Annotated in this window: 10 protein-coding genes; 9 read left to right on the top strand and 1 reads right to left on the bottom strand. The window is 50.2% G+C overall.

Features of this window, described 5'->3' with window-relative positions; genetic code table 11:
- Positions 1–134 precede the first annotated feature (134 nt).
- Entirely contained in the window at positions 135–2,024 is a 1,890-nt protein-coding gene (locus VV1_RS17035; protein WP_011081358.1) for a methyl-accepting chemotaxis protein, read from the top strand.
- A 90-nt stretch (positions 2,025–2,114) separates the two neighbouring features.
- Here VV1_RS17035 and VV1_RS17030 read toward each other — a convergent pair whose 3' ends face one another.
- Complete coding sequence (locus tag VV1_RS17030) at positions 2,115–3,515, bottom strand: alpha-amylase family protein (RefSeq protein WP_011081357.1); 1,401 nt, start codon at positions 3,513–3,515, stop codon at positions 2,115–2,117.
- 368 nt (positions 3,516–3,883) lie between these two features.
- Here VV1_RS17030 and VV1_RS17025 point away from each other — a divergent pair, with 368 nt between their 5' ends.
- The 8 genes from VV1_RS17025 to VV1_RS16990 all read left to right on the top strand — a co-directional run bounded on the left by VV1_RS17025 (position 3,884) and on the right by VV1_RS16990 (position 13,567).
- The gene (locus VV1_RS17025; protein ID WP_011081356.1) at positions 3,884–4,354 is read left to right on the top strand and encodes a GNAT family N-acetyltransferase; all 471 of its coding nucleotides are present in this window, start codon (positions 3,884–3,886) and stop codon (positions 4,352–4,354) included.
- Between the two features lie 217 nt (positions 4,355–4,571).
- Entirely contained in the window at positions 4,572–7,217 is a 2,646-nt protein-coding gene (locus VV1_RS17020; protein WP_011081355.1) for a nitrate reductase, read from the top strand.
- Between the two features lie 26 nt (positions 7,218–7,243).
- Positions 7,244–8,137, top strand: a complete 894-nt coding sequence (gene cobA / locus VV1_RS17015) for a uroporphyrinogen-III C-methyltransferase (RefSeq protein WP_011081354.1) — start codon at positions 7,244–7,246, stop codon at positions 8,135–8,137.
- Between the two features lie 66 nt (positions 8,138–8,203).
- Complete coding sequence (locus VV1_RS17010) at positions 8,204–9,169, top strand: glycosyl transferase family protein (RefSeq protein WP_011081353.1); 966 nt, start codon at positions 8,204–8,206, stop codon at positions 9,167–9,169.
- A gap of 129 nt (positions 9,170–9,298) precedes the next feature.
- On the top strand, positions 9,299–10,207 hold the full coding sequence (locus VV1_RS17005; RefSeq protein ID WP_011081352.1) for a dienelactone hydrolase family protein: 909 nt from the start codon (positions 9,299–9,301) through the stop codon (positions 10,205–10,207).
- Between the two features lie 158 nt (positions 10,208–10,365).
- Positions 10,366–10,944: an ANTAR domain-containing response regulator gene (locus VV1_RS17000; protein WP_225481502.1), complete on the top strand. Its 579-nt coding sequence runs from the start codon at positions 10,366–10,368 to the stop codon at positions 10,942–10,944.
- Positions 10,945–11,209: 265 nt separating this feature from the next.
- On the top strand, positions 11,210–12,571 hold the full coding sequence (locus VV1_RS16995; RefSeq protein WP_225481504.1) for a CmpA/NrtA family ABC transporter substrate-binding protein: 1,362 nt from the start codon (positions 11,210–11,212) through the stop codon (positions 12,569–12,571).
- 27 nt (positions 12,572–12,598) lie between these two features.
- A complete protein-coding gene (locus VV1_RS16990) occupies positions 12,599–13,567 on the top strand; it encodes an ABC transporter permease (RefSeq protein ID WP_011081349.1) in 969 nt (322 codons plus the stop codon).
- The last annotated feature ends 2 nt before the right edge of the window (positions 13,568–13,569 follow it).

Raw genomic sequence — 13,569 nt, 5'->3', positions numbered from 1 at the left:
GAAGCAAGATCACACAGTGATAAATCAATCAAACTGGTTGAGTATAAATTTAGAGTTAAAACCCAGAAATTTGTAAAGCGAAACGTATATTCTCAGTTATTCAACAATGTTTATAACTACAATGAGAGTCAATTATGCAATTTAGTTTGAAGAGGAAGATGGTTTCCTCGGTTGTTTTGGCTATTGCAATCACATCTGCCACTTTACTATTCGTCGGATACAAAACGTTTAACACTCACAGCTGGCGTGCGATTGAAAGCGAGAGTCGCAACACGCTTGAAGCGCATGCCAAAGGCATTGCCGATTGGTTTCACGACAAGCAATTGGCGGTGAAAGGTTTAAGAGAAGAGATTGAACGTAACCCAAATCTGGACATTGTGCCTCACCTGCGCCAAACCCTTATCGCTGGCGGCTTTGGCTTAAGCTACTACGGTAACGAACAAGGTGAAATGTTCCGTCATGATCCTTCGCTAAACAAACCCGGTTACGACCCGCGTGCTCGTGGTTGGTACAAAGAAGCAAAAGCGGAAGATCGCGCGATTACCACTGCGCCTTATGTCAGTGTGACCATGCAAACTTTGGTCGTTACTTTGACAGATCCAGTGCGTCAAAACGGCAAGTTAATTGGTGTAGCGGCATCCAACCTTGCGTTGGATAAATTGATCAAAGACGTGCTAGCGATTCAAGTGCCAGGGAATGGTCAGGCCATTCTGGTCAACCGTAAGGGGGCGATCGTGGCACACCCAAATAAAGATGTGCTGCTGAAACCCATCCATGAGATCGCTTCTGAGCTGAATATTACCCAACTGATTCAAGCGGCAGACAGCGATACCGCCATCTACGCGACAGTGAATGGTGCTGAGAAAGTGATCATGGCGCAGCCGATCGAGTACACAGACTGGTTACTTGTGATGGAGATGGACAAAGCCACACTTGAAGAGCCGATTACGGACATGCTGTTTAGTCAGGCGTTAATCGGTTTGTTGGTCTTGGTGATCATGGCCGCTGCAACCTCTTGGTTTGTCGCAAGACAGTTGATCGAACTGGGGCGTGTTAGCGAAGCGTTGGCGGATATTGCCGAAGGTGATGGCGACTTAACCCGTCGTTTGCAAGTGACCAGCCAAGACGAAGTAGGCCAACTGGCTGAGAAGTTCAACAAGTTCGTCGACCGCTTGCATGTGATGGTGAAAAACGTGCGCGACGTTTCTGGCGCATTGAACCTCGGAGCTGACGAAGCAGCGCGTACCGCAACCCAGCGCAGCAACAGCATTCGCCAGCAGCAAGATGAAATTACGATGGTGGCCACCGCGGTAACGGAAATGGCGTCAGCGACGGCGGAAATTGCAGGCAACGCAGACAACACCGCGAAGAATGCCAACCAGTCGGTGGAACTGAGTCAGCATGGTTTCCAACAAATGACCAAGAGCCAAGATTCTATCCACTCATTGGCGAGTGAGCTCAACAATGCAGTCGAAATTATTGGTGAGCTGGAAGCGCATGGTCAGCAAATCTCGACCATTCTTGCAACGATTAGAGACATTGCAGAACAGACCAACTTGTTGGCGCTGAATGCGGCGATTGAAGCGGCGCGTGCTGGTGAACAAGGCCGCGGTTTTGCGGTGGTTGCTGATGAAGTTCGTGTTCTGTCTCAACGTACTCATGCCTCAACAGAAGAGATCCAAAGCAAGATTCAAGGGCTGCAAAAAGCCACAAACGACGCGGTGTCTGTGATGAAGCAAAGTCATCAATTAGCCGAGACCAGTGTTGCGGATGTGAATCTAACGGGCGAGAGTTTGACTGCGATTGGTGAAGCAATTCAAACCATCAGCGATATGGCAACGCAAATTGCGTCGGCGGCTGAAGAGCAATCGCTGGTGACCGCCGATATCAATGGCAACACGGAGTCGGTGCGTGAGGTGAGTGATCGACTCGCACACGACGCCATCGACGCGGTTGAACAAGCCAAACGTCTGCATGCACTTGCGGGCGACTTGGATAGAGAGATTTCTCGCTTTAAGCTGTAACTTCGAGCTTCTAGAACCATTGATTGGAATAGTAATGATAAAATCGGCACCTCAGGTGCCGATTTTTTTGGTGTCATACTTGCTCTACGTTTAGAGCATGTACATGCGCGCGCTGCGAGCTGGAATTCGGAAGGTGTGGTAACGCGAACTCACGGTTTCAGTCACGCCAGTGAGTGTATCTGTGTAAGGCTGATACCAGTTGAACTCATGCTGATAGGTGTCAACGGTATGAGAACGCTCTTCACCGCATTTATTAATGCCGACCACCCCTTGTTTACCTCGCTTAAACATCAGTAGACACTGGTCGCTGTACAGCATCGTCATCTCTTGCCCTTGCATTTGGTTATGGAAGCGCAACATGTTCTTCATCAGGTCACGGTTCCAAACACCTTCCCAACGGCGATTATCGCGATCTTCGTTATCAGGTAAGTTGTCGCTGTAAATCAGTGGCGTACCGCCATCTTTACCGAGGATATAAGCGTAAGCCAGCTCTTCATCTTTCGGATCCATGATTTGATAACGGAAACCGTCGTTCGTTGGGATGTCGTGCGTGATGGTAAAGGTAATTGAACGTGCGTTTTCTAGCCCTTGACCATAGGCTTGTGGATCATGAAGCATATTCATGCCACCGCTGTAGGAGAAGGCGTTGCGAATAGAGGCGAACAGTGGGAAATCGTAAGCCGAATGGTTGGTGGCGTTGAGATAAGGCGCTAAGAAATTCTCATAGCTGGAGTCGCCTTTGCCACCACTGGTGATCACTTCACCAAATACGTGCATTCCGGCGGTAATCTCTGCAGTGAAAATCTGGTCGATTTGATATTGGCTCATGTGTTTAACCGCATCAATGCGGAAGCCTTTCACACCTAAACCTTTTAGCGCATTCAAATACAAACGTTGCTGTGACACCACCCAGTTGTTCGGATCTAAGTCTGGCAGCCCTCGGTCACCAGCACCGCCACAAAGACGCCAGTACTGAACATTGCCGGCATCATTCCAATCGCTAATACAGCCTTCTGGGTGGAAGTCAAAGCCCGAGAATAGGTTTTCCGTTAAATTGCCAAAAAGCGTTTGGTCCGCATAATAACTGGTGTTAGCTGCGTATTGTTGCAGCACTTCACTGCCAGGGTAATTTAAGTCTTCACGCTTCCATGTTTCATTGGCCATATGGTTAAGCACCACATCGGCATACACATCAACGCCGACCGCCTTCAGAGCATCAATCATGGATTTTAAGTCACTTTTGTTGCCAAGTGGGGAATCGATCACGCGCAGATCTTGCGGTTGATAACGTGCCCACCATTCATTGCCACTCGATTTCAGTGCTGGCGAAATCAGCACTTTTTTATAACCCGCCGCCGCGATTTGCGAGGCGTTTTGCGTGACGTCGGAGTACTTCCAGTTAAATGCATGCAAAATGGCGTCTGCATTGGCGGTACTGGAGAGGCTGCAAGCGATGGCAGCAGAGAGAAAAACGAATTTTGACGGTTTCATAGGGTATGTCTCTTATTATCGGTATGACTTCAAAAGGGTTTGCCTGCGTGAAGTGTGGTCGCTTTAACGGTGTGACTTTAAGCAACAACGCTTAGTAGCTCGGCATCATTAATAATAAAAAATCCATAAATAATATGAATGTCATTAATAGGTGTGCGGAAGCTAAATCACACTGTGTAGGGGTGGGATTTATAAAATTGTGCACTTGCATTTATTTTGCACACTTTGCCAAATGTACAATTTGTGTTAATGCAAGTTGTTGTATTTAAACGAATTGATCAACATCACTTTTTGTATGCATCTAGAGCTAGTCATCACTTGCGCTCTCGGTTAAGGTTACGGCCATTAACCCTTTCTTGGCGAACGAGATGAGTCTTTCTTTTTCAAATATCCAACGTTCACAATTGCCCGATATCGAGGCGATGGAAAAACAGTTATTCGCTCAACACGGTTATCCTGCGTTCTTTTTACGTCAAGCTTATGATTGCTGGCGTAGTGGTTTTATTGTGGCTGAGTGTGAACATCAGATTGCGGGGTATGTGCTGATTGTACCTAAGGCAGACAAGTGCAATGAAGCTTGGATGCTGTCGTTGGCAGTATCGCCAGCTTACCAAGGGCGAGGAATTGCCAAAAAATTGGTGAAGTATGCGCTAGCGCGTCAGTCGCATTACCAAAAAATCTATTTGACGGTTGCGCCAGACAATCTGCCAGCGCGCGCCATCTATCAATCCTGTGGCTTTGAAATCCTCATTGAGGAAGAAAACTATTTTGATGATGGTGAAAGCCGTTTGGTGATGTGTCGTACAGCGCTTAACCCTGCCTCTACAGGTGCACAATAAGGCAACATTGTGCACCGCCATTGTGCATTATCAACATGAGTATCGCGATAACTGTGAGCTAATTGATTGAAATGATTACACTGTTTGGTTTGGCACTTGGTTTGCAATTGCTCTTTTGCAGTCACGCGCTGAACAATAAAACAAACTAAGCAACGTCACGGCAACGAAGCCTCTTCTGGAAACGGAAGGGGCTTTTTTCATTTTAAAGGAGTTATCTATGCATGGATGCAGCAAAACAACGTGTCCTTACTGTGGGGTAGGTTGTGGTGTGGAGGTGAAGCCAGATGAGCTGGTGGGAGACAAAGAACATCCTGCCAATCATGGCGCATTGTGCGTCAAAGGCGCGGCGTTGGCGGAGAGTTTAAACATGCCGAGCCGTTTGCTTTACCCCAAGCTCTCGGGTGAGCAAGTCAGTTGGGAGCTGGCAAGCGATTGGATTGCGCAGCGATTTCATCAGGCAATGGAAGAATACGGTCCGGATTCCGTCGCCATGTACGTATCAGGGCAATTGCTGACCGAAGACTACTACGTTGCCAATAAGTTGATGAAGGGCTATGTGGGCAGCGCAAACATCGACACCAACTCGCGCTTATGTATGTCCTCTGCGGTCGCCGCTCATGTGCGAGCTTTTGGTGAAGATGTCGTCCCCGTGAGTTATGACGATCTCGAACATGCGGAGCTGATCGTGATCAGTGGTGCCAACACGGCGTGGACCCATCCCGTGTTGTTTCGCCGTATTCAGCAGATCCGTGAGAACAATCCAAACGTCAAGTTGGTGGTGATTGATCCACGTAAAACCGTCACCGCCGAGCAAGCGGACCTGCATTTGCCCATCGCCAATGACAGCGATGTCAGCTTGTTTCATGGTTTGCTTGCTTATTTGCTCGAGCAGCAAGGCAGTGACAAGGGCATCGATACCGAGTTCATTGAGTTACATACCCAAGGGTTTGCCGCGCTACAGGCTTTGGTTTCGAGCGGGGCATATCAATTGGAGCAAGTTGCGTCTCACTGTGGCATCGACATTCAAGCGCTGCGCACTTTCTATCAATGGTTTTCACGCAGCAACGCGACGATGACGCTGTTTTGCCAAGGGGTCAATCAAGCGCAAAACGGGGTGGATAAAGCCAATGCCATCATCAATGCACATCTCGCCACAGGGCAAATTGGTAAGCGCGGCGCAGGGCCCTTTTCGTTGACGGGCCAGCCCAATGCCATGGGGGGACGAGAAGTGGGTGGGCTCGCTAATCAGTTGGCGGCTCACCGAGGTTTTGATCCTGATTCCATCCGTGCTGTGCAGCAGTTTTGGCAATCGCCTCGCATTGCAGAACAACCCGGCTTAAAAGCGCTAGATCTGTTTAAGGCTGTCGAGCGAGGGGAAATCAAAGTGTTGTGGATCATGGCCACCAATCCGGTGGTTTCAATGCCTGATAACCGATGGATACGCCAAGCGCTCGAACGATGCCCGTGTGTGATTGTGTCAGACATCACTGCCGATTCAGACGTTGCACACTACGCTGATTTGTTGCTACCCGCCGCTGGATGGGGAGAAAAGCAAGGCATGGTCACCAATTCTGAGCGGCGAATGTCGCGTCAGCGTCGATTTATCTCCCCGCCAGGAGAAGCCAAACCCGATTGGCAAGCCATCTGTGAAGTAGGCGCGCGTTTATCGCTAAAGTTGCAGGCGAAAAATGGCTTTGCGTTTGAATCTGAAGCGGCGATTTTCCGTGAGTTTGCAGGGCTCACGGCCATCAATAGTGACAGCCATTACAAGTTGGATCTCGCTCAATATCAGAATCTCAGTGACGAAGCCTACGAACAGTGGCGCCCAACCCAATGGGGAGGAGAGTCACCCTACGCGGATGGTCGTTTTTCTCATCCCGATGGCAAAGCCAGATTCGTTGCCATGACGGAGTTGGCAAACAGCCGTGATGAGTCAATTGGCCGTGGACTCTGGCGCTTAAATAGCGGACGTCAGCGTGATCAATGGCATACCATGACACGCACGGGTCACATTGAGAAACTGGCCGCAAGCGAGCTTGAGCCTTCCGTCTATCTAAATCGTCTGTCGGCTGGAAAGCTTGAACTGCAAGCAGGAGAGCTGGCAAACATCACCAATCCCGACACTCTGCAATCCCTGTTGGCTAAGGTGGTCATTGATGAGTCGATGGCGTTTGGTGAGCTGTTTATGTCCATGCATTGGGCTGGGCGCTATGGCGGTCAGAGCCAAGTCAACGCTGTGGTCAGTGCCTCGGGCGACCCTATTTCGGGCCAGCCTGCGTTTAAATCCAGCCTTGTTGAGGTAGAAAAAGCACCGGTCGTCAGCTTTGGTGTGATGATCAGCGATTTCTCGCCTGCGATAGCAACAGACTATTGCGCATACCAACATCAAGACCAATCCGGAGTATGGCGCGTTGCAAGCTTAACGCTGCCACCACAGCAACTGGCGGAGATAAATCTGCCGCCGGGTAGTCAGGTTCGCCGCGTGAGTTGGCAGCATGAACTCGGTTGGATCACACTGCAACTGCAAAGTGACACAGACGAAGCAAACCAAGCCAAGTTACAAGCGATCTTCATCGCCTCGTCACAGCCACTCAAAGCGGACTATCAACAGTTACAAAAGCTCATTGGTGAACCCATCAACTGGCAAGCACTGATGCAAGCGGGCTTCGCCACACGAGTTAGCCAGCTTGTGTGCAGTTGTCTGCGCGTGACGGACAGGCAAATAGAACAAGCGATTGAGCAAAAGGGCGTGACCACGCTGACGCAATTGCAAAACCAGCTCCAGTGTGGAACCAATTGCGGGTCGTGCATCCCGCAGCTCAAACAATATTTTGCCCCTGCCATCGCGCAGCCAAGCCGTTAATCCACTCGGCAACGAAGGAAAGCATTATGGATACAAGCATCAGCACTCAATTACGCGATCGCAGCTATAGCGAACATGCGATTAGTTACCACTCATCACGCAGGTTGCAAGCCAAGAATCGCCCAACGTCAACAGGGATGGCCGCATCGGGTTTTGTCTACTTAGTCGGCGCAGGGCCGGGCGATCCGGAAATGCTGACGGTGAAGGCGGTCAACGCGCTGCAACAGTGCGATCTGTTGGTTTATGACCGCTTGGTCAGCAAAGAAATTCTGGCACTGGTGCCAGAGCACGTGGACAAAATTTATGTGGGTAAACGCTGTGGTGAGCCGAGTCTAAAGCAAGATGAGATCAATCAGATCCTCGTCAGCTTTGCGCAACTTGGACGCAAAATCGTTCGGCTCAAAGGGGGTGACCCCTTCATCTTTGGCCGTGGCGGCGAAGAGGCGTTAGCGCTGGTTGAGCACAACATTCATTACTGTGTGGTTCCCGGCATCACGGCGGCCATCGGCTGCGCGGCGAGCTGTGCCATTCCGCTCACACACCGAGAAGTTGCGCGCAGTGTCACGCTCGTGACTGGCACTGTGGTGACGGGGTCACTTCCTGCTTGGTCTGCAATTGTTGAAGCGGGGCAAACATTGGTGTTTTACATGGGGTTGGAATCGGCACGCGCGATCGAGCAAGGCTTGCTCGGGCAGGGGGTTCGTGCAGATTTTCCCGTTGCGATCGTGACGCAAGGTTCGACACCTGAGCAGAAAACGTACGTGACAACCCTGGCCACGTTGGAAAAAACAGCAGTGGCGCTAAAAGGGGTGAGTCCGGCATTGATCATTATGGGGGAAGTCGTCAAACTGCGGGAAAGATTAAAGACCACCCTTGCGGCAGTCGCGCCCATGGCTAACGCCTCATTTGTTAATGAGTGATTGATGAATGAGTGTCGCAGCCAGAAGGACGACCGCAGCTAAGCAGCAAAAGAACAACGAGGAAGTATGAGCACAATTTTGGAATGTATCCGCACGGTTGGACGCGGTGAGCGTGGACGCAAACCCCTGACGTTTGAACAAGCCTATCAAGTCATGGATGAGTATCTCGATGGTCAAGTGGGTGATGACCAGATGGCGATGCTGCTGATGCTGATCCGCGTACAAAATGAGACTCGCCAAGAGATCGCGGGATTTGTTAAAGCTTTCCAAAGTCGAGTACCTAACCTTGGTGCAGATATTGATTGGCCTTGTTATGCGGGAAAACGCGCCTCTGCGGGTAAGCCTTGGCATCTTCTTGCGGCAAAAATTTTTGCCAATAATGGCTACAAAGTTTTGCTCCACGGATACAACGACAAACCCGCAGGGCGTGAACATGCAGAGCATTATTTAGAGGCGGTAGGTGTGCGTGAGGCGGGCTCTACGCAAGAAGCGAAAACAGTGCTTGAGCAAGATGGTATCGTTTATCTGCCGCTGCGAAATTTTGCGCCGATGGCGGAGAAAATGATTGGTTGGAAAAGCCGTTATGGTCTGAGAACACCGATCAACACCGTGGTTCGAGCGCTTAACCCAGGCGGGGCGAAAATCGGCCTGCGTGGCAGTTTCCATCCCGGGTTCCAGCAGTTGCACGCGGAAGTGGAAGATGAAATTGGCTATACCGAGCACGGCGTGATCTCATTTAAAGGCCAGTCGGGAGAGTCGGAGTTTAATCCCAAAGTGAGCCAAACCGTGTGGTTCAGTGGTCAGGAAGGGGTCACCTCTCATTATTGGACTGAGCAAATGTGCTCAGACATCGCGATTGTGCAGAACTGTCCGTTTGCAACGCCGGACGACGAGAAGAACCTGATGGCCAACACCATCGTGGCAACCTTAGCCGCGCTGCTGTTTACCGAACTGCAAGATCGAGAAGCGGCACTGGAAAAGGCGCATGATTTTTGGCGTCAATACTGCGCGGCGGTCAATATCTCGGCCTAGTATCGCAGCCTAGTTCGCGGCAACTTACCGCGCGGGGATATTTGTCGAATACAAGGGTGTTAACTATCTTTAAAGCCAAACGGTGCCTATTTCCCCCGTTTGGCTTTTCCATTTCTAGGAGTGAACACCATGGTTGGCAAAACATCGAATTCAGCAACAAAGCAACCCATCCCACAAGAAGCCTTTGATTGGTATGACGAGTATGCGCACGGCAAGATTGACCGCCGTGAGTTTTTAAATCGCCTAGCCGGGTTGGCGGTGCTTGGCTTTAGCGTTGCGACATTAACCGAGGCACTGCTGCCGGATTACGCAAAGGCGGAGCAAGTGTCGTTTAATGACCCCGATATCAAAGCCAGTTATCAAACGTTCCCCTCACCAAAAGGCCATGGCGAAGGCAAAGGCTATTTAGTGGTGCCAACGCAACTGACCACGCCGCTACCAGTGGTGCTCGTGGTGCATGAAAATCGTGGCCTCAACCCCTACATCAAAGATGTCGCACGCCGTTTAGCCAAGCAGGGGTTTGTCGCTTTTGCACCGGATGCATTAGCGCCTGTCGGCGGTTATCCGGGTAATGATGACCAAGGCCGTGAGCTGCAAAAGAACCTCGATAGAGCAAAAATAGAGCAAGATTTCATCGCCGCGGCGCAATACCTCAAAACGCATACTCTGAGCAATGGCAAGCTAGGAGCGGTTGGTTTCTGTTTTGGCGGCTATGTGGTGAACATGTTGGCGGCCGTTATGGGTGAACAGTTAAATGCTGGGGTACCGTTTTATGGCACGCCAGCAGACAAATCGTTACGAGCCGACATCAAAGCGCCCCTTCAACTCCATTTCGCCGAACTCGACCAACGAGTGAATGCCACTTGGCCTGACTATGAGCAAGATTTAAAAGCCATTAATGCTCGCTACAACGCCTTCATCTATCCGAAGGTCAATCATGGCTTTCATAACGACTCGACCGCCCGTTATGCGCCAGAAGAGGCAGAGTTGGCTTGGCAAAGAACCGTGGAGTTTTTCCGTCGCGAGCTCAAATCCTAGTGGCGCATTGCCACGAATCCATTAATCCACACGGCCAAGGTCAGTCTGCCTTGGCTGTTCTTTTTGCACTATTTGTGCGCTATCGATGGGCCCGTTCCCCAAGGTGGCACATTCCTTGTTATGTCATAGTGAAATAACGAAAACGACAAGGAATGTCTATGACGAAAAAGTCTTATCAAAGGACGATGATTGTTTGCTGCGATTCATTAACACAACAAGCGCATTTAGCAGAGCGATTGGCGAAAGAATATGACCAAGTGCTCGGGTGTCAGCTAGGGCAATTGGAACACATCCTGCGGCGAGAAGCGGAAAGCTGCGTCGTCGTCGGGTGGTCCGCCCCTTGCGCCGAAGTGCGGTTGATCATTGAGTATTGCCGTCAACAAAAGCGGCCGGTGTTGGTCTTGTTTCGCCAAGTTTTTGCTCACCAATTCAATCAGTTAAAAGATTGCCACGACTGTGTGTTTTTACCAGAAGAAAACACTTTGCCTTTAGCGCCTTGGATCGACTACGCCGCGCAACTAAGAGAAAGTTACTTGCTGGTGGAGGAGAAAGTGGCGCTTTTAAATGACAAATTGCAAGAGCGAAAAGTGATTGAAAAAGCCAAAGGTCTACTGATGAAGTTTCAACAAGTGGACGAAGAAACCGCCTATCAAGCGATGCGTCGTTCCGCGATGCAAACCAGTCAACCCATGCTGCAAGTTGCGAAAAACGTGATTGCGACGTTAACCACACTGTAAGGTTGTTCTACTACTTTGGGGGTAAGAGAAAAAAGTGCAATTGGTGCGACGTGCACTAAATCAAAGCAGTGATGCAGGAAGCAGCAAAGAACATAACGATAACGTACTGATTTTATGTAAATATATCGTTGGCACACTAATTGAATAGCTTTATTTAGACACATTGTTGAATGGCGAATCTCAATTATCAACGGCGGTAATTGCAGAGAAAGCAACGGCGCTACGACTCCTCGGAGTCGTGGCGCTTTTTTTTTGGAGAAAATCGATGAAAAAGAGATGGACAGTTGGCGTATTAACAAGTTGGTTGGCGTTTGCTTCACCGGTTGTACTCGCAGAAGTCGGCGAGGCTGAAAAAGAGGACTTAAAGTTTGGCTTTATCAAATTGACCGACATGGCACCGTTGGCGATCGCTTATGAAAAAGGATTTTTTGAGGATGAAGGGCTGTATGTGACGCTAGAAGCGCAGGCCAACTGGAAGGTGCTGCTCGATCGCGTGATTGATGGTGAACTGGATGGCGCGCACATGCTGGCAGGCCAACCACTGGGTGCCACCATCGGCATTGGCACGCAAGCCAAAGTGATCACCGCATTCAGTATGGATCTCAATGGTAACGCGATCACCGTGTCGAACGATGTTTGGCAGCAAATGAAGCCCAATTTGGTCAAAGACAGTGACGGTAAACCCGTTCACCCCATCAAAGCCGATGCCCTTAAACCTGTCGTAACAAGTTACCGCGACCAAGGCAAAGCGTTCAATATGGGCATGGTGTTTCCCGTTTCAACGCATAACTACGAACTGCGCTACTGGCTCGCGGCTGGGGGGATTCATCCTGGCTTTTATGCGCCGCATAAAGGCGACAACAGTGGCCAAATTAATGCCGACGTGCTGCTCAGCGTCACGCCGCCACCACAAATGCCAGCCACCATGGAAGCGGGCACCATCAAAGGCTATTGCGTTGGTGAACCGTGGAACCAGCAAGCGGTGTTTAAGGGCATTGGTGTGCCCGTGGTGACCGACTATGAGATCTGGAAAAACAACCCAGAGAAGGTATTTGGCGTTGCACAAGATTGGGCGGAAAAGTACCCCAATACCCATATCCGCGTGGTCAAAGCTCTGATCCGTGCGGCGCATTGGTTAGATGAAAACGATAACCGCAATCGCGCCGAAGCCGTGAAGCTGCTTTCACGCAGCGAGTACGTGGGCGCCGATGCGGAAGTGATCGCCAATTCCATGACTGGCACGTTTGAATACGAAAAAGGCGATAAGCGACAAGTGCCCGATTTTAATGTGTTCTTTCGCTACAACGCCACCTATCCCTACTACAGCGACGCGATTTGGTATCTCACACAAATGCGCCGTTGGGGACAAATCGAACATCAGAAACCGGACTCATGGTACATGGACATCGCCAAGCAGGTGTATCGACCAGAGATTTATCAACGCGCGGCAGAAGCACTAATCGAAGAAGGGACATTGAGCGCCAGTGATTTTCCTGACTTTGCCAAAGAAAGCGGTTTTCGCCCACCGCAAACCCACTTCATTGATCAGATCCGCTATGACGGCCGTAGCCCCAATGCGTATCTGCAGCAGTTTGCCATTGGCCTGAAAGGCTCTGAGTCACTTTAACGCATCAATGAATAACAAGGAGTCGTTATGTCAGGAAATGTTATTTCACTTATTCCCAGTTCACAGGCTGTGGCGGACAAAAGTCGGCTAATTCTTCTGCCCCTGATTGGCTTACTGGTGTTTTTGTTGGCGTGGCACTTAAGTGCACGCCAAGTCGAAACGTCGCTTGGCACATTGCCAGGTCCGGTGGATACCTTTCAACAGTTTTCTAATTTGCTCACAGAGCACCACAATGAGCGCGAAAAGGAGCAGCGCTTTATTGAGCGGCAGGAGCAACGCAACGCAGCTAAGCTGGCAAAAGATCCTACAGCCGAAGTGAAAATTCGCCCATATACCGGCAAACCGACCTTTTTCGACCAAATCATCACCAGTTTGGTGACGGTGGCTTGCGGGTTTATGTTGGCGAGTCTCATTGCTATTCCACTTGGCATTATTCTCGGGCTAAACCAAGGGCTCTACATGGCGTTCAACCCAATCATCCAATTGTTAAAGCCGGTTTCACCTTTGGCGTGGTTGCCGATTGTCACCATGGTGGTCAGTGCAACCTACGTCAGTGATGACCCGCTTTTTGCCAAGTCTTTCGTCAACTCGCTGTTTACCGTGGCGTTATGCAGCTTGTGGCCAACTTTGATCAACACGGCGGTTGGTGTGACCAGCGTCGATAAAGATCTCCTCAACGTGAGCAAAGTACTGAGGCTTTCATGGTGGCGACACATCCGCATCATCGTGCTTCCATCGGCCATCCCAATGATGTTTACCGGATTACGCCTTTCGTTGGGCATTGCATGGATGGTGTTGATCGCCGCAGAAATGTTGGCGCAAAACCCAGGGCTAGGAAAGTTTGTTTGGGATGAGTTTCAAAACGGCAGCTCTGATTCACTTGGCCGCATCATGGTGGCAGTGATTGTGATTGGCTTGATTGGTCTTCTGCTCGATCGCGGCATGTTGCAATGCCAGCGTTGGTTGTCGTGGAACAAACAGATGTCGTTAAGATAGGA

This window comes from Vibrio vulnificus CMCP6 (assembly GCF_000039765.1).
Lineage (GTDB): Bacteria > Pseudomonadota > Gammaproteobacteria > Enterobacterales > Vibrionaceae > Vibrio > Vibrio vulnificus_B.
The sequence above is the reverse complement of the archived record's forward strand: the minus strand, read 5'-3'. Positions and strand labels throughout refer to the sequence as shown.

Bases quoted from the DNA above. Each gene is read 5' to 3' on its own strand.
- cobA (WP_011081354.1), top strand. From the start codon at position 7,244: ATGGATACAAGCATCAGCACTCAATTACGCGATCGCAGCTATAGCGAA.
- VV1_RS16995 (WP_225481504.1), top strand. From the start codon at position 11,210: ATGAAAAAGAGATGGACAGTTGGCGTATTAACAAGTTGGTTGGCGTTT.
- VV1_RS17010 (WP_011081353.1), top strand. From the start codon at position 8,204: ATGAGCACAATTTTGGAATGTATCCGCACGGTTGGACGCGGTGAGCGT.
- VV1_RS17000 (WP_225481502.1), top strand. From the start codon at position 10,366: ATGACGAAAAAGTCTTATCAAAGGACGATGATTGTTTGCTGCGATTCA.
- VV1_RS17005 (WP_011081352.1), top strand. From the start codon at position 9,299: ATGGTTGGCAAAACATCGAATTCAGCAACAAAGCAACCCATCCCACAA.
- VV1_RS16990 (WP_011081349.1), top strand. From the start codon at position 12,599: ATGTCAGGAAATGTTATTTCACTTATTCCCAGTTCACAGGCTGTGGCG.
- VV1_RS17035 (WP_011081358.1), top strand. From the start codon at position 135: ATGCAATTTAGTTTGAAGAGGAAGATGGTTTCCTCGGTTGTTTTGGCT.
- VV1_RS17030 (WP_011081357.1), bottom strand. From the start codon at position 3,515: ATGAAACCGTCAAAATTCGTTTTTCTCTCTGCTGCCATCGCTTGCAGC.
- VV1_RS17020 (WP_011081355.1), top strand. From the start codon at position 4,572: ATGCATGGATGCAGCAAAACAACGTGTCCTTACTGTGGGGTAGGTTGT.
- VV1_RS17025 (WP_011081356.1), top strand. From the start codon at position 3,884: ATGAGTCTTTCTTTTTCAAATATCCAACGTTCACAATTGCCCGATATC.